The 15,783-nt window shown below is 69.2% G+C and carries 14 protein-coding genes; 3 read left to right on the top strand and 11 right to left on the bottom strand.

Annotation, left to right across the window (positions count from 1 at the left end):
• Nucleotides 1-154 precede the first annotated feature (154 nt).
• A complete protein-coding gene (locus F4553_RS03080; RefSeq protein WP_184831756.1) occupies nucleotides 155-1,177 on the top strand; it encodes an RICIN domain-containing protein in 1,023 nt (340 codons plus the stop codon).
• A 58-nt stretch (nucleotides 1,178-1,235) separates the two neighbouring features.
• Here F4553_RS03080 and F4553_RS03075 read toward each other — a convergent pair whose 3' ends face one another.
• The 7 genes from F4553_RS03075 to F4553_RS03045 all read right to left on the bottom strand — a co-directional run bounded on the left by F4553_RS03075 (nucleotide 1,236) and on the right by F4553_RS03045 (nucleotide 8,368).
• Nucleotides 1,236-3,425 carry a S9 family peptidase gene (locus F4553_RS03075; RefSeq protein ID WP_221469670.1) on the bottom strand — a complete coding sequence of 730 codons (2,190 nt, stop codon included), beginning with the start codon at nucleotides 3,423-3,425 and terminating at the stop codon, nucleotides 1,236-1,238.
• A gap of 165 nt (nucleotides 3,426-3,590) precedes the next feature.
• The gene (locus F4553_RS03070) at nucleotides 3,591-3,875 is read right to left on the bottom strand and encodes a hypothetical protein (protein WP_221469669.1); all 285 of its coding nucleotides are present in this window, start codon (nucleotides 3,873-3,875) and stop codon (nucleotides 3,591-3,593) included.
• Entirely contained in the window at nucleotides 3,872-5,479 is a 1,608-nt protein-coding gene (locus tag F4553_RS03065) for a radical SAM protein (protein WP_221469668.1), read from the bottom strand. Before F4553_RS03065 ends, F4553_RS03070 begins: the two co-directional genes overlap by 4 nt.
• Nucleotides 5,476-5,904 (bottom strand): hypothetical protein, encoded by a 429-nt coding sequence (locus tag F4553_RS03060; RefSeq protein ID WP_184831754.1) that lies wholly within the window; start codon nucleotides 5,902-5,904, stop codon nucleotides 5,476-5,478. The genes F4553_RS03065 and F4553_RS03060 overlap by 4 nt, the downstream gene beginning before the upstream one ends.
• Nucleotides 5,901-6,710 carry a prolipoprotein diacylglyceryl transferase gene (locus F4553_RS03055; RefSeq protein WP_184831752.1) on the bottom strand — a complete coding sequence of 270 codons (810 nt, stop codon included), beginning with the start codon at nucleotides 6,708-6,710 and terminating at the stop codon, nucleotides 5,901-5,903. The genes F4553_RS03060 and F4553_RS03055 overlap by 4 nt, the downstream gene beginning before the upstream one ends.
• A gap of 24 nt (nucleotides 6,711-6,734) precedes the next feature.
• Complete coding sequence (locus F4553_RS03050) at nucleotides 6,735-7,325, bottom strand: TetR/AcrR family transcriptional regulator (protein WP_184831750.1); 591 nt, start codon at nucleotides 7,323-7,325, stop codon at nucleotides 6,735-6,737.
• 95 nt (nucleotides 7,326-7,420) lie between these two features.
• Entirely contained in the window at nucleotides 7,421-8,368 is a 948-nt protein-coding gene (locus F4553_RS03045; RefSeq protein ID WP_184831748.1) for a helix-turn-helix transcriptional regulator, read from the bottom strand.
• A gap of 33 nt (nucleotides 8,369-8,401) precedes the next feature.
• Here F4553_RS03045 and F4553_RS03040 point away from each other — a divergent pair, with 33 nt between their 5' ends.
• Nucleotides 8,402-9,409, top strand: a complete 1,008-nt coding sequence (locus tag F4553_RS03040; protein WP_312875073.1) for an alpha/beta fold hydrolase — start codon at nucleotides 8,402-8,404, stop codon at nucleotides 9,407-9,409.
• A gap of 89 nt (nucleotides 9,410-9,498) precedes the next feature.
• Here the strand turns inward: F4553_RS03040 and F4553_RS03035 are convergent, their stop codons facing one another.
• From F4553_RS03035 to F4553_RS03025, 3 genes are all read right to left on the bottom strand, one after another.
• Nucleotides 9,499-10,740, bottom strand: coding sequence for a DUF6357 family protein (locus F4553_RS03035; RefSeq protein ID WP_184831740.1), 1,242 nt, complete (start codon nucleotides 10,738-10,740; stop codon nucleotides 9,499-9,501).
• A gap of 34 nt (nucleotides 10,741-10,774) precedes the next feature.
• Entirely contained in the window at nucleotides 10,775-11,245 is a 471-nt protein-coding gene (locus F4553_RS03030; protein WP_221469667.1) for a hypothetical protein, read from the bottom strand.
• A gap of 830 nt (nucleotides 11,246-12,075) precedes the next feature.
• Entirely contained in the window at nucleotides 12,076-12,414 is a 339-nt protein-coding gene (locus F4553_RS03025; RefSeq protein WP_184831738.1) for a VOC family protein, read from the bottom strand.
• A gap of 722 nt (nucleotides 12,415-13,136) precedes the next feature.
• Between F4553_RS03025 and F4553_RS03020 the strand changes: the two genes are divergently transcribed.
• Nucleotides 13,137-14,843, top strand: coding sequence for a VWD domain-containing protein (locus tag F4553_RS03020; RefSeq protein WP_184831736.1), 1,707 nt, complete (start codon nucleotides 13,137-13,139; stop codon nucleotides 14,841-14,843).
• Nucleotides 14,844-14,916: 73 nt separating this feature from the next.
• On the opposite strand, the gene F4553_RS03015 is transcribed toward F4553_RS03020, so the two are convergent.
• Nucleotides 14,917-15,717, bottom strand: a complete 801-nt coding sequence (locus tag F4553_RS03015; RefSeq protein ID WP_184831729.1) for a trypsin-like serine peptidase — start codon at nucleotides 15,715-15,717, stop codon at nucleotides 14,917-14,919.
• Nucleotides 15,718-15,783: the final 66 nt, after the last annotated feature.

Below are 15,783 nucleotides of genomic sequence, written 5' to 3'. Positions count from 1 at the left end.
TCGAGCCGCCCGGCGGCGAGTCCCCGATCGGGTGAATCTCGCCGCCACCAATTTGATCTACGTTTTAACAGGTCAGAGCTGTGTAACCGTCCCGGTGGACAACCCGTCCACTTGGTGCCGCCGGGCTGCCGAGCTCTCGACCACAGGGATCCACATGCGATCAGTCACCACCAGTCTTCGACGTGCCGCGGTCTGCGCCGTCGCTACCGCGGTCGCGCTCGCCGCTGCCGCCCCGTCGTACGCCGCGGTCACCTTCATCGGCCGCGACGTCCCGACCACCGCAGCCATCTCGCCGGGCAGCACCGGACCGGTGCCCTTCACCTACCAGAACACCGGCGGGGAAGGGCTCTTCCCGCCCGCCGGCACCTCGGTGGTCTTCACCGCCCCCGGCAAGACCGTCTTCGCTCCGCAGACGTCGGTACCGGGCCAGTACAGCGACGACGGCAGCAACTTCATCTCCAACAACCTCACCCTGCGCAACTGCGTGCTCAGCGCCGGCAACACCACGCTCACCTGCGAGGGAACCAGCATCAACGGCGGCAACAGTCGCTGGCCCTCCAACGGCTACTTCCGCTTCGCGCCGGAGGTCACCGTCGACTCCAGCGCCCCGAGCGGCGCGACGCTGACTCCGCCCGGCTCCGCGAGCATCACCTACGACGACGTGAACGCCGGCCAGACGCTCACGATCACCGACGGTACGCTGAACGTGGCCACCCCCGCCGTACCGCCGCTGGGGCCGAACACGCAGATCACCCTGCGCCCCGCCGCTGCGGTGGGCCAGGCCGCAGCCGTCGACGGCGCCTCCACGACCAACGGGGCCAAGGTGCTGCAGTGGCCGCTGACCGCGGCGAAGCACTTCCGCTGGAACGTCACCGACATGGGCGGCGGCTACTACCGGTTCACCAACGTCAACAGCGGCAAGTGCCTGAACGTCCAGGGTGCGGCCACCACGGACAGCACGCTCGTCATCCAGTTCACCTGCGCGAGCACCGACAACGAGCAGTGGAGCTTCGTTCCCAAGGGCATCGGCTACCAGATCGTCGCCAAGCACAGCGGCAAGTGCCTCAACATCGCCGGTGGACTCGGCCAGGGCAACGCGCTGATCCAGTACACCTGCACCAGCACCGGCGTCGCCAACGACGTGTGGCTGCCCGTGTGGGAACCGATCACGGTCTGACCGCTCCAGCGCACTCCAGCGGGCCGTCCGGAACATCCGGGCGGCCCGCTCCCGCGGATCAGGGTGCCTGCAGGTCCAGGCTCCGACGCAGGAAGTCGAGTTCGTGCTGGAGCATGTTCTCCTGGGAGCCGCCGCGGTGGGTCGCCCCGCTCAGCGGCAGCACCTCGTGGGGGCGCCCCGCCGCCAGCAGTGCGCTCGACAGCCGCAGCGTGTTCACCGGGTAAACGTTGTCGTCGGCGAGCCCGTGGATCAGCAGCAGCGGCCGGGTCAGCTTCGCGGCGGCCAGGACCAGGGAGTTGGCGTCGTAGCGCTCCGGATACTCGTCGGGGTGGCCGAGGAAGCGCTCCTGCCAGTGCGTGTCGTAGAGCCGCTCGTCGGTGACGGGCGCCCCGGCGACCGCGGCGTGGAAGACGTCGGGGCGGTGCAGCACCGCGTACGCGGCGAGCGAACCGCCGTAGGACCAGCCGCGAATGGCGACCCGGGTCAGGTCGAGCTCGGGGTGCAGGGCGGCGGCACCGGTCAGCCCGGCGATCTGGTCGTCGAGCACCGAGGTGTAGACGTCGCCGTGGACCTCCTTCTCCCACGCCGGTCCGCGGCCGGGCGTACCGCTGCCGTCGACGACGAGCACGGCGAAGCCCTGCTCGGCGAACCACTGCGCGACGAACGACGGCGGGAAGTGGTCGGCCGCGGTGACCATCTGCATCGCGGTTCCGCCATAGGGGCTCATCAGCACCGGCAGCGGACCGGAATCGTGCCGGGACGGCAGGAAGAGGTGCGACCGCAGCGCCCTCGGCCCGAGCGAGAGCCGGATGCGCCGCAGCGGGAACGCGGGCCGCTCGGCATGGCTGGCCACGACGATCGGCGGGCGACCCGGGCGGGTCACCGTCGCCACGTCCGGGTAGCGGCTCCGCGTGAGCAGGGTCTGGCCGCTCGACAGGCCATTGTGGACGCCGGGCTCGCCGGTGAGCTGCTCGATGCCGTCGGCGGTGTGGCGGTAGAGGTGGACCTCGGTCGGCTCCGCCGACGCCTGGAAGAGGACCGGATCGACACCGACGAGCGCTCGCAGCTGTAAGCCGGGCGGGGTGACGATCTCGCCGCCGACGGTCAGGTGCCGGGTGTCGCCGACGTCGCGGTGCCAGATCCACACCCCCTCCGCGGTACGGGTGGGCAGGCCCGCCACCAGCTCGACCCAGCACTCGTCGTGCCGCTCGTCGAGCACCGCCGTCGTACCGTCGACCTCGTCGATGCCGAGCAGCCGCACCGTACGCTGGTCCCGGCTCTGCACCGCGGCGAACGGCCCGTGCCCGTCCCAGCCCGCCGTCACGACGTACTCATAGGATCTCCGATCCCAGTCGACGGGGGTCCGGCTCCCGTCGAGGGAGTAGAGCCAGAGGGTCACGTCGGCGTTGGCCGTGCCCGCGATCGGGTAGCGCACCGCGGTGGGCTCGGCACCCGGATCACCGGGATCGCCGATCCACCAGACGTTGACGGGCGAGTCGTCCACCCGTGCCACCAGCAGCCGCTCGCCGTCGGGCGACCACCAGAAACCGCGCAGGCGGTCCATCGACTCCATCGCCACGTGCTCGGCGAGCCCGAAGGCGACCTCCGGCCCGTCCGGCTCGGCGAGCACCAGGTCGGTGCCGCCGTCGCACCCGACGACCCGCAGGGCGCCGTCCGCGACGTAGGCCACCCGCCGCCCGGTCGGGTCGAGTCGCGGGTCGACGGCCCCGGCTGCGCCGGGCAGCACCGTGGCGGACGCTGCCCCGATGTCGACCAGCCACAGCTCGCCGGAGAGCGCGAAGACGGCCCGCTTCAGCTCGGTCTCGGCGTGGTATTCGACGATGCCCGAGCCCGAGATCCGGGCCCGCTCCCGCCGGACCCGCTCCTCGTCGGGGAGGCTCCCGTCGTCGCCCTCGGGGGAGCCCGCGAGCAGCCGCTCCTCGCCGGTCGACAGGTCCAGCTCCCAGAGGCACGTGTGCGGGTCGTCACCGCCGGGGCTGCGCAGGAACAGCAGGCGCGAGCCGTCGGGGGAGAGCGAGAAGTCGCGGGGGGAGCCGAGGGTGAAACCGCGGGTGCGAACCAGCTGGTCCAGGAGGGAGGTCGCCGACATACCCCACATCATGGACCAACCGCCGCTGCGGGGTGAGCCGGTTTCGGCCGGCGACGTGGCGAAGGCACCGGAGACGAACCCCTCGCTGTCGTCAGCCCGCTCCCCGGCGCGGCTGCCACCGCGGGCGGCCTGTCCCACCGCCGGCAGCCGTCGGACCTACACCCGCTCGCTGATCGTGATCCCGCCGCGGGCGGCGAGTTCCCTGAACTTTAATGCTGGACACGCCGGTGTGCCGGAGTCGATCCTGACTTTCGTTGCAGTTTTCGCGGCGTGTCCAGCATTAAAATTCAGGGAGGAGCCGGCTCAGCGGAGCCAGTAGACGATTCCTGCCAGACCCGCCAGCGCGATCAGGCCCAGATAGGCCAGGACCAGCCGGGTGTCGCGCAGTACGCAGCGGGACCGGGTCAGCCCGGCGCGGCGCGCCCGCCAGTAGCCGACGAACCCGAGCACCCCGAAGAACAGCACCGCGACCGGGCCGAGGACCCAGGCCAGCAGTGCGATCGTCGCGTAGATGCAGAGCCGGAGCGGGTCGGCCGACTCCGTGGGCCGGGTCGGCTGCGGCGGTGCCGGGCGCACCACGGGCGTCACGCGAGTACCCCCGGCTCCGGCGTACCGATCAGGGGCAGCGACCGCTCCGGCACGGCGGACCGGGAGAGCCGCTGGGCCGACAGCGCGGGCCAGGCCTGGACGGCGCAGAACGGCGCGCACTGGTCGGCGGCGTCCTCGCCGCGTGTCGCCACGTGCACGCAGCACTGGGTGAGCCGCTCCTCGATCATGGTGGAGATGTCCATGAACGGCTTGACGGTGATCCGCTTGACCCGCTCGGCGAGCAGCTTGCGCAGCCGGGCCTGGCCGCCCGGCAGGGCCGATGAGGCGAGGGTCAGCATCGTGGAGATGCCCAGGTCGCAGTTCTCGCAGATGTCGCGCCACAGCTGCCCGACGTTGGGGTGCGACAGCGACGACTGCTCGGACAGCAGCCCGAGCAGGGACTCCTTGACGACCCCGCGCAGCTGGGCCGGGATGCCGGCGTCGGCGATCCGGTTGGCGACGAGGTCGGGGGAGAGCTCCAGGAACTCCAGCAGCTTGTCGTGCCCGATCAGCGCGGTCAGCGAGCGCCACTGCCCGGCGTCGTCGAGCAGCAGGTAGCCGACCGAGCAGCAGTGCGGGTGCGAGCAGGGCAGCGCGGTCAGGTCGGGCCAGCTGACCAGGTCGCCGGTCTGCGGGCCGAGCCGCGCGAGCACCCCGGTGTGGGTGAGCCGGTCCATCGGGTCGATGTCGCCGGAGCGCCCCGACCCGAACTGCGGCTGGATGCTGACACCGCCGACATAGGGGGTGTCCAGCGCCCGCTTCACGACGGCGCCGATCTCGCCGTCGTTGACGCCGAGCGTGGCGGTCATGGTGAGCGTGGTGAAGATGCCCCGGTCGGACAGGCGGTCGACGGCCTGCTCCTTGAGCCGGGTCAGGTCCGCGCCGCGGTGATGCCGGGAGGTGGCCGCGGACGGGCCGTCGTACTGCAGGTACACCTCGACCCGCTCGCGGTGGGTGGCGAGCAGGTCCAGCAGCGCGTCGTCGCGGGCGATCTTCACCCCGTTGGTGTTGATCAGGATCCGCACCACGTTGCGCGCACTGACCTCGGTGAGCAGCTCCGCCAGGTGCGGATAGAGCGTGGGCTCGCCGCCGGAGAGCATCAGCACGTCGATGCGGCCGTTCTCCCGCGACAGCCGGGTGTCGAGGCTCGCCAGCACATCGGCGAGGGGCACGACGCCGCTGATCGCCGGGGACGAGTCGGCGAAGCAGGTCGGGCAGCGCAGGTTGCAGTGGTCGGTCAGGTCGGCGAGCAGGATGCAGGTGTGCTGGGTCTGCCCCTCGGGCAGCCCGCGCAGGTAGGCCGACGGGACGGGGTCGAAGTTCCCGGCGACGTCGGGCAGGTGCGTCTTGGTCGGCGCGGTCCACTGCTCCAGGTAGCGCAGGATCTCCGGGTTCTCGTCGTAGAGGGTGCGCACCAGTCCGTGGTCGGGGCAGCCGCGCTCCAACCAGATGCGGGGCACCCCGGCGGCGTCGGGGCGCTCGGTCAGCCAGCCGGACAGGCGGCGTACCTGCGCCAGCGGCACGTCGGCGTGGTGGCAGTGCGGGCAGAACGCGTTGACGTAACGGTGCAGCCGGTCGCCGCGCAGGCCCATCCCGGTGCTCATAGCTGGGTCCCGCTGATCAGGGAGACGCACACGCCGAAGCCGACGACCGGCGTGATGATCAGGCCGACGGCCCAGCCGATGAGGATGCCGAGGCCGATGCCGCCGTCCTTGCGTACGGTCAGGATGATGCCCACGGTCAGCGCGGCGATGAAGACGATCACCTGGCCGATGAGCGCGGCCATCAGGAAGAACCCGGCCCGGTCGCTGTCGTTGGTGTAGTCGCTGGCCCCGCTGGGCTGCACGACGAGCACCGCGAGTCCCCAGGACGCGAGCACGGTCAGCAGGTGGGCGCCGATGGCGATGCCGATGCCGATGAAGACCCGCCCGGGCCGGACGGTCTGCTGGTGCTCTCTCGGCGGCGGTGGCGGGACCCACTGCGGTCCTGGCTGATAGGGGCCTTGCTGGTGCGGGCCGGGGTAGGTCAAGACACTGCCTCCATTTCAGAGGGACGGCGGAACAGGCCGGAGTAGGCGCCGCGGCGGGCCTGCCGCACGATGCGCCAAGCCGCGAGCGGGGCGAAGGCGAGCAGGAACAGCTGGGGGCGGGTCAGACCCGCGAGGACGACCTCGTTGCCGCGGACGAACTCCACCCCGAAGCGGAACGCGGCGTAGGCGGCGAGGTAGAGGGTGAGCAGCTGCCCCTTCGCGACCCGGCCGCGGATGCGCAGCAGCAGGAGCAGGGCGAGCAGGTGGAAGGCGATCTCGTACGCGAAGGAGGGGTGCAGGGCCACGCCGGCGGGTGCCCCGACCGAGGCCGCGTCCTGGCTGTTCAGCGTGATGCCCCACCAGCTGCCGGTCGGCGTACCGGGCAGCTCGGTGAGCAGGCAGCCGACCCGGCCCAGCGCCATCCCGGCGGCCACCGCCGGTGCGAAGAGGTCCCCGGTCGGCTCGCGGTAGCCGGTCAGCCGCTTGGCGATCAGCGCACCCGCGTACGCCCCGACCAGGCCGGACAGGATGCTGCGGTTGCCGTAGAGCCACTGCTCGAGCAGCGTGGCGTTGTCGCGGGGGTCCAGGTGCTGTGCCCAGGTGCCGAGGCGGCCGAGCAGCGCGCCGCCGACGAGGGTGCCCGCGACGACGCTCCAGATCCGGTCGTCGACCGGCTGCCCGGTGCTGCGCTGCTGATAGCGCGCCTGCATGACGAAGACGATCGCGGCGAGCACCACACCCAGCCCGACCAGCACGTCGTGGGTGCCGATCGGGATACCGCCGATCGTGGCGATCAAGGGGTGCATGGCGGGAGCTTATCGTCAGCTGGCTCAGCGGGCGGTGGTCAACCCGTCGAGGAACAGCGACGTGCAGTCGTCGGCGAGGTGGGTGATCGTGTAATCGGCGCTGGGCGTGAACCAGCGCACCGAGAGCCACACCGCGTCGCGCATCAGCCGGTGGAGGATCTTCGCGTCGAGGTCGCCGCGGAACGCACCCTGCGCGATGCCCTCCTCGATCACCTGCAGCCAGGTGTTCCGCACCTCCTCGCCGGCGTTCTTCAGGTAGGCGAAGCGCTCGAACTGCAGCAGGTAGTTGACGTCGTTCTGGTAGATCTCGGCGGCGTGCGGGTGCGCCTCGACCACCTCCAGCGAGGCCACGACGAGGTTGTGCACCCGCTGCCTGGGATCGGTGGCCCGGGCCAGCACGTGGCGGAAACGGGTCTGCAGGTCCTCCAGGTAGGCCGACATGATCTCGTCGACCATGCCCTCCTTGGAGTCGAAGTGGTGGTAGAGGCTGCCGGACAGGATGCCGACCTCATCGGCGATCTGGCGGACGGTGGTGGCGGCCACGCCCTTGTTGGCGAAGAGGGCGGCGGCGCTGCCGAGGATCGCCTCGCGCCGGACTCCTGGATCGCGCGCCATGTTTTCTCGCAGACGGGTCGGCGGAACGGGATCTGTATCGTAACCAACCAAGCGTTTGTTCTGTCCGACTCCGTGAGGTAGCGATCCTGCCGCGCTCAGCCGTATCGCTCGACGAGGGCGGTGCCGATCGCAGCGAGGTGGTCCCGCACGCCCGGCGGGCCGGTCACCTCGATCCATTCGATCAGTCCGGCCAGCTCGCCGGCGAGCATGGACTCGCTGTGGCCGCGGATGCCGACCTCGATGCGCCCGTCGGCTGCGGGGCCTCCCACGTCGAGCCGGTCGCCGAAGGCCATCCGGAGCACGTCAATCCCATGCGGCGCGCATACCGCCTGGATCTCCAGGGGTGTACGCCTGCGGTCGACCTCGTCGGCGATCTCGCGCCAGCTCTCGGCGAGGTCGAAGTCCTCGGGCCGGTGCACGGGGTCGTCGGTCGGGTCGGCGGACGACACGCGGTCGATCCGGAAGGTCCGCCGACCGGCCTCGGTATGGGACACGAGGTACCACGACGGGCCTTTGGCGACGATGCCCAGCGGGTGGACCGTCCTGTCGGTTGCGGCGCCTTTGCTGTCGACGTAGCCGAGCCGCACCTGGACGCCGCGGATAACCGCGTCCTGGAGTTCGTCGAGGAAACGGGGCCGCCGGTGCTCGATCCGACTCGACCCCCACCGTTGCGGGTCCATGACCAGCGACGACGCTGCTGCCTCGGCCGGCACCCGGAAAGGCTCCGGCAGGGCATGGACGAGCTTGCGCAGGGCCGCCTTCACGGTCGGCGTCGCCGCCGAGGCCGGGCCGGCGACGAGGAACAGGGCGCGGGCCTCGCTCGCGGTCAACCCGGACAGGTCGGTGCGGGCGCCGCCGACGAGGCGCCAGCCGCCGCTTCGGCCCTGCATGGAGTAGACGGGCACCCCGGCCATGGCCAGGGCGTCGAGGTCGCGGCGAGCGGTGCGCTCGGAGACCTCCAGCTCTCGGGCGACCTCTGCCGCTGTCACCTGCTCGCGGCGCTGCAGCAGGAGGAGGATGGCCACCAGCCGGTCGGTTCGCATGCAGGCAACATTGTCAGATAAACCGGTCACGAGGTGACCGGTTTAGGTCGGCAGGATGGCGGCATGACCTCACCGACAACGTTCAATCCTGACGACTTTCCTCAGCCCACCCTTATCTCGGTCAACGGCGTGGAGCTGGAGGTCTTCGAAGCCGGCCGAGAAAATGCGGGGAAGCCCATCGTCCTGTGTCATGGCTGGCCGGAGCACGCCTTCTCGTGGCGCCATCAGATGCCCGCCCTCGCCGCAGCGGGCTACCACGTCATCGTCCCGAACCAGCGGGGATACGGCCGCTCATCCCGCCCGGCCGATGTGGCGGAGTACGACATCGAGCACCTGACGGGTGATCTCGTCGCACTTCTCGATCACTACGGGTACGAGGACGCCACCTTCGTCGGTCATGACTGGGGTGCCATGGTCGTCTGGGGACTGACCCTGCTGCATCCGGACCGGGTGAACAACGTGATCAACCTGAGCCTGCCGTATCAGGAGCGCGGGGACAGGCCCTGGATCGAGTTCATGGAAGAGGTGCTCGGCGGCGACTTCTACTTCGTCCACTTCAATCGGCAGCCCGGCGTCGCGGACGCCGTGTTCGACGCGAACACTCGCCGGTTCCTCCGCAACCTGTACCGCAAGAACGAGCCGCCCAGGCCGCCCCAGCCGGGTATGGCGCTGATCGATCTCGCCAGGGCGGAGGCGCCGCTGGGCGAGCCCGTCATGAGCGACGGCGAACTGGCCGTCTTCGTCGCCGCCTTCGAATCGACAGGATTCACCGGCAGTGTGAACTGGTACCGCAACCTCGACCGCAACTGGCACCTGCTGGCCGACGTGGACCCGATCATCCGGCAGCACACGCTCATGATCTATGGCGACCGGGATGTGATCCAGAAGTCCGAGCGGCTGGCGGAGTTCGTGCCCGCTGTGGAAGTGGTCAGCCTGGACTGCGGTCACTGGATCCAGCAGGAGCTGCCGGAAGAAACCAACCAGGCGATCCTGAAGTGGCTGAACCAGCGGGAGGCCGCCCGGGACTCCAGCGTCAGGTAGCGCTTATGCGCTGGTAGCCGGGGCGTGGCGGCGTCATGTGGCTGCGGTGGGTCGGGGCGGTTCCAGACACACGGAGCCGCCCCGACACCCTATCCGGCGTTGCGCTGCCGACGTGCGCGCTCGAACTCGGCGTGGTCCGACATCCACGGACCATGCTGTTCGAGTGCGGCGCAGCCGCCGCTGACGAAGGCACTCACCAGCTTCCGGTAGTCGCCGATCCCGTCGACCAGGCTGTACTCGACCCGGTACTCCGGCTCCGACCCGGCTTCCCCGGGTCGCACCGTCGTGATCCGGGCGATGGAGTCCGCGTAGAGGTGCAGCTGAATCCCCTCGCCCATCTCCTCGTCCTCGATGGTGAAGACTTCGTTGTTCCCGGCGTAGCGATCGGCGACGAACTCCCAGAACTCGGCGGAGGCGGTGCGCGAACCGTCCCGCAGCCACTTCTTCTCGCCGTCCTTGTCATCGGTGAACGACAGGGCCGTCTTTCCCGCGGGCCCGCCGAGGTCGTCGTCGTCCTCCACCGGTGTGTTCCTGGCACGGCTCGCGGCCTCCGAGCACATCAGGAAGCTCACCGTACGCACGGCGTCTTCGACGAGTTCGGGGTGTGCGGCGCGCACGGCCGCGTCGACCGCCGCCGCCATCCGATCCCAGTCACGCTTGTCCGTGCCCCGTTTCCCCCGCCGCGGATCGAGGCCGATGCGCATCCCGGCGCACGCCTGCTCCGCGGTGGCGATCACCTCCATGACCCGGGGCAGCAGCTCGGGATCGACGGCATCGGGCAGCCGCCGCGGAATCGTCGAGCCGTGCAGATACTGGCCCGTGTACCTCAGGATCCCGGTGTCGAGCGGGCCGAGGACCACTCCGCGCTCGGCGCGACGGCGGGTCACGTGATATTCCTGGGCCCGCTTGTCGTTCGCCTGCTCTGTCGCCGCGTGCATCGCCGCGTAGACCTGACCGCGCTCGAGCAGGTCGATGTCGGCACCATGGGCGATGAGCCGGGCCTCGTACCACCGGACGCGCTGGAAGAGCGCGTCGACCTCCGCCGGCGCCGCGAGCAGAATCGGGTCCAGGAGCGCGACGGCGGCACTCTCGTCGAGCTCGCCCCGGGTCCCGGCGGCGTCGCACAGCGGAAGGACCGCGCTCCACAGCAGCAGGTGCCTGGCCAGGTCCTCCCGGATCACCGCGAGGTGGGACTCCTCGATCGGGAACGTGAACGTGCGCGGATCGTGGTTGGCGTCGGCCCCGGCGCCGAGCATCAGCTTGAGCTGCCCGTCCTCGCGGATCACGTTCGGGATCCAGCCGCTCCTGCGCGTGAAAACGATGTCTTTCATGACTCAGTCCTCCCCAGGACGGTCGCGGCGGGCATTACGACCACCGTGCAGATTCGGCGTCGAGGCGCGGGTCGGTGCGCACCCAGACTTCGCCCCCGGCGGCCCCGGCCGGGGCGTCTACTCGTTGGAGATCGAGGAATCCGATCAGCTGGAGCAGTTCGGCTCGTTCGGCCCGGTCATCGTCGGCATCATGCGAGCCGAAGAAGACGTAGTACTGGTCGCTCGGGTCGACGTGGCCCGAATCCGCCCAGATCCGACCGACTTCTGCGATCGCCGCCGCTTCCGTCGTGATCGTGGCGGCGCGGGCGGCGCCGCGGATCTCCGGTGACGCGTCGAGGTCGGTGAGGTCGGAGTACCACTGGCCGAAGCGGTCCAGGCTGGCGTATCCGTTCTCGAAGAACAGCATCGCGCTCGGAAGGTAGCGGTTGGGCCTGTCGACCTGGAGGTGCTCCGACCGGGGTTGGTCCGCACCCTTGATCCGGGAGATCACCCCCAGACGGGGCATGAGCACCAAAGTTTGCCCCCGCCGGTTCGTCCTTGACGGTGTAGGTGTCGGACTCTCGACCCCGGAAGAACGCAGAGAACGCCACGTAGGCTTCCTGGGGGTCGCTCACGGACACGTGTTGATCATCACCGTCGCCGGCGGCGAAGACGAACTGCTTCGGTCCGGGAGTGTAGGGGCGGGCCATGTGCGTCCTTCGTTCACGGGGGATGGCTCCGGCCAGCGTAGTGGATCACTGCGAACATGCTCGCGGCCTCTTCATCCGCAGGTTCAGGTTCGAGTCGACTGGCGGCCCGCTGCAACAGGTCCCTGGAGGACGCCGGTCCGATTACGTGGTGATCGAGGTATTACAGGTCGGCGGCGATCTCCAGGGCGCGGGTGATGGCGGTGTTCTCGGGCCGTCGTGCCTGCGCTGGCTTGGTCATCGAAGGCGATGAGCGCAGGTGTCCTCCACCGGTGAGTGGCCCCGTTGTCAGAGAACTGGTGTTCGCCGTTGCTTGTACGTGTCGAGTAGGGCAGACACGGCGTCAGTGACGGGTACCTCGCCGTCGAGGGGCGCCCATTGGTAGCTGTCGTGTTCGGTGAGGCGTACCGGTGATGTGGAGCTGACCTTGGCGATTGCGGCGATGTACTGGTCGGCGAGATGGCGGTCTGTCCACCGGTGCGCGTCGCCGAGTCCCGACCGACGCGGCGCCGGGAGCGAACAGCGGCCGCAGGCTGTCCGCGGCCGTGTCAACAGAATGACACAAGCAAGCACTTGTTACCGTAAGTGTTCCGCTTGGATCCGCCCCGCCGGGCGGGTCGGGTCACCGTCCGGCGGGGGCGCGGGGCTGCTACTGGCTGATGCCGATGATGTTGCCGTCGGCGTCCTTCACCATCGCCACCAGCATGCCGCCGCCGACGTCGGTGGCGTCCTGGAGTACCTCGGCCCCCGCCTCGACCAGGCTGGCGATCGCCGCCTTCACGTCCGTGACCTCCCAGTAGGGGACGGTGCCGGTCATGCCCTTCTTGTGTCCGTTGGGGTCCAGGCCGATCCGCTGGCCGTCGAGCTCGTACTGGACGTAGTAGGGCTCGTCCACCACGGGGGTGACGCCCAGGAGTGCGGCGTACACCGCCTTGGCCTTGTCGAGGTCGCTCACCGGGACGATGATCGTTTGTGCGGAGCCGGTCATGGCTGTTCCTCTTCTCGCTGGTCACGGGGGTGGATCCCCCTCTGATGCCAACCTACGGCCCGGGACCGGGGTGTTGCTTCTTAATTCCTGATCGTTGCCGTGGCTGCTTCGCCAAAGTGGCACGGGAGATGCTTGGCGAAATAAGTACATCCGGTTAACATGTTCACAGATCTCAATGTCTAGTGCTGATCTGCTCGGTTCCATCCCGATTCGCCGCCCGCCGCGGACTCGTTCGATGGGTTGACCGAGGCACGGCCACGGAGATCGAACAGCATCATTCGTGCTCATGTTCCTCTATCGGGAGGAAGTCAATGGGTTGGGGCGGGTCGAGGTCGTCGTTCACGACATGTGCTCTCCTGGGTAAGGCTGCGAGTCTCGGCATCCCGCGGTGGCTGCCGCCGCCTCGTCGGAGTCTTCGGCACTAACCATCCTCAGCTCCCGCTCGCCCGGATGCCGCTGCGACAAGCGCGGTCCCGTCGGGCTCGGCTCCCGTTTCCGTGTGTCGTTCGAGCGCCCGCATCTCGCCTTATTGCATCGACATTTGTCGATTTATATATCACCCAGAGGAAGGAACGACCATGAGGCTATTGCCGCGATCCCGCGGAGCGAGGCACAGGTTGGCGGGTGCCGCGATCCTGGCGCTCCTGTTGTCGGTGGGCGGGCCCGCCGGCCTGGCCGCGAGCGGACCCGCGCCCACGGAGCAGACGCTCCAGTCCTGGCACATGAAGATTTCGAAGGTGCCGCTCCCCGAGGCGAAGGGGTGCTTCACCGCCGACTACCCCCGGCTGGCGTGGCGGGGCAGCGCGTGTGCCGAGGCGCCGTCGATCCCGATGATCCCGAAGGTGCCGGGACCGATCCCCACCATCGTCGGCAACGGCAACCACATCGTCACGCAGACTCCCGGCGGGCCCATCAGCCAGGCGTTCGGCACGTTTGAGAACGTCACCGGCCTGTCGAGTGTGAGCTCGCCCATCAACAACGTCGGGCCGCCGGTGGCGAATGCCTACACGCTGCAGCTCAACACGAACTTCTTCCCGACCCCCGCCTGCGCCGGCGCGGCGATCCCCGCGCTGTGCACGGGCTGGCAGCAGTTCATCTTCGCCAACGACGGCAGCAACGGCGCGCTCTACATCCAGTACTGGCTGCTCGTCTACAACAACCCGTGCCCGGCCGGCTGGACGTCGACGATCATCCTCGGGGACACCTACTGCAGCAAGAACAGCCCGGCCGCGGTGGTCGCGGGCAACACGCCGATCACCCTGATCTCGAGCTTCGAGCTGACCGGCGACGTGACCGGAGCCGTGGACCTCGCGACGATGAAGATCGGCGCCAGCGTCTACGCCACGGCGGACACCAACATCGTCGACGCCACCGGCAACTGGATCATGGCTGAGTTCAACGTCTTCGGCTACGGCGGCGGCGGTATGGCCACCTTCAACGCCACCGCGTCGGCCCACGTCCGCACCCGGATCAACTACGGCGCCATGCCGGCGCCGATCTGCCAGGCGATCGGCTTCACGGCTGAGACCAACAACCTCAACTTCGGCCTGCCTCAGCCGCCGTCGACCCCGGGAACCCCAGCAGGGCCGAACCTCGTCTTCCTGGAGAACCTGCCCGGCGGAGCTGCGGCCAACTGCGACGCGGCGAACACCTGGGGCGACACGCACCAGGTCACCTTCGGCGGCCTGCTCTATGACTTCCAGGCCACCGGCGACTTCGTCGAGGCCCAGGTGGGCACCAACTTCGAGGTGCAGAGCCGCAAGGTCTCCGGCGCCCCGACCTGGCCGAACACGTCCCTCAACCGGTCGATCGCGACCCGCATGGGCAGCACCAAGGTCGCGGTCTGCGACGGGACCCGCCTGGTCGTCAACGGAACCACGGCGAGTGTCGCCCCCGGCGGGACGCTGTGGATCCCGGCCGGCGTGACCATCCACCGCACCAGCAGCAACGTCTACGTCATCCGGGACAACTCCGGCAACAGCGTCAAGGTCACCGCGAACAGCGGCTACAACAACCTCGACGTCGGCCTCGGAACCTTCCCGGTGACGGTGCGGGGACTGCTGGGCAACCCCGCCAACAACCCCAACCAGCTCGAAGCCAAGGACGGGACCAAGTACACCGTCCCGCTCTCGTTCAGCGACCTCTACAACAAGTTCGGCGCCAGCTGGCGGGTCAGCCCGGCCACGTCGCTGCTGAACCAGTGCAACACGGTCGCGTCGGGCAACCCGTCGGCGCCGTTCTTCTCCAGCAATCTCAACCCGACGGTCCGCACCCAGGCGGAGAACGCCTGCCGCCAGGCCGGGGTGAAGCAGGTCTGGCTCGACACCTGCGCCCTGGACGCAGCGGTGATCGGCCCGGAGGCCGCAGCGGCCTTCGTCAAGATGGAGCCGCCGCTGGTCAACGGCAACCGGCCAGGATCGCAATCCTGACCGCGTAGCCACGAAGTTCCGGGGACGGTCCGCTGAGGCGGGTCGTCCCCGGAACTGTTTCGATCCGCATGTTCTAGAGCGCTTGGACGGAGTCGTAGAACGTTTCTGCGGCGGTGCCGAAGTAGGAGCCGAAGAGTGTGAGTCCGAAGGCGTACTTGAAGGAGGTGACGGAGTTGAGGTATCCGGCGCCGGTGGCTTCGCTGAACTGGTAGAGCCACGGGCCTCCGCTGGAGCCGTTGCTCATGCTGCACAGCATTCCCACGGCGTTGGCCCGGCCGGTGACGTCGGGCACGGTGGGGCCGCTGCAGTAGGTGAGGCTTTGCCCGCCGGAGAAGTTGGACGGGTAGCCGAACACGTACGCGGCGATCGGCCGTGGCTGGCTGAAGGCGATGCCTTGTGCGCCCACGGTGTCCTGGAGGGATGTGCCGCCGAGTGTGGAGACCACGGCGGCGCCGAAGTCGTAGTTGAAGTCATCGCCGGCCAGCCATTGCGGTGAAACCTTGAGAATGCTGGCGGTCCAGGCGCCGTACGGCTGGGAGCCGTTGGCGTAGGCGGGAGCGAATATCCAGTTGGCGGCGTACCGGGCGGTGCCGAACATCGGGTGTTCCAGGATGCAGTGTCCGGCGGTCATGACGGTGCTTTTGTTCGCGCTGGTGACGGCTGCGGCGGAGCAGGTGTAGTCGGAGGACCCGAACTTGAAGAAGACCTTGCCGGTCGTTTTCGTGGCGATTCCGGCGCTGGTCCAGGGCAGGCCCGGCGACGGCAGCAGTTGCGGCACGGCGGCGCGCGGGGCGATGGTTCTGGGGGTACCGGCGTCCTGCCCGCCATCGGGCGATGAGGTGCGCGTGATGTTCAGCGGCCGGGATCGGCGCATTCGGTCAGGTGTCCAGTAGGCGAGGGCGTCGCGCTGCGAAGTGTCAGGGGGTGTTTCATGGGTTCT

This window comes from Allocatelliglobosispora scoriae, assembly GCF_014204945.1.
Lineage (GTDB): Bacteria > Actinomycetota > Actinomycetes > Mycobacteriales > Micromonosporaceae > Allocatelliglobosispora > Allocatelliglobosispora scoriae.
The sequence above is the reverse complement of the archived record's forward strand: the minus strand, read 5'-3'. Positions and strand labels throughout refer to the sequence as shown.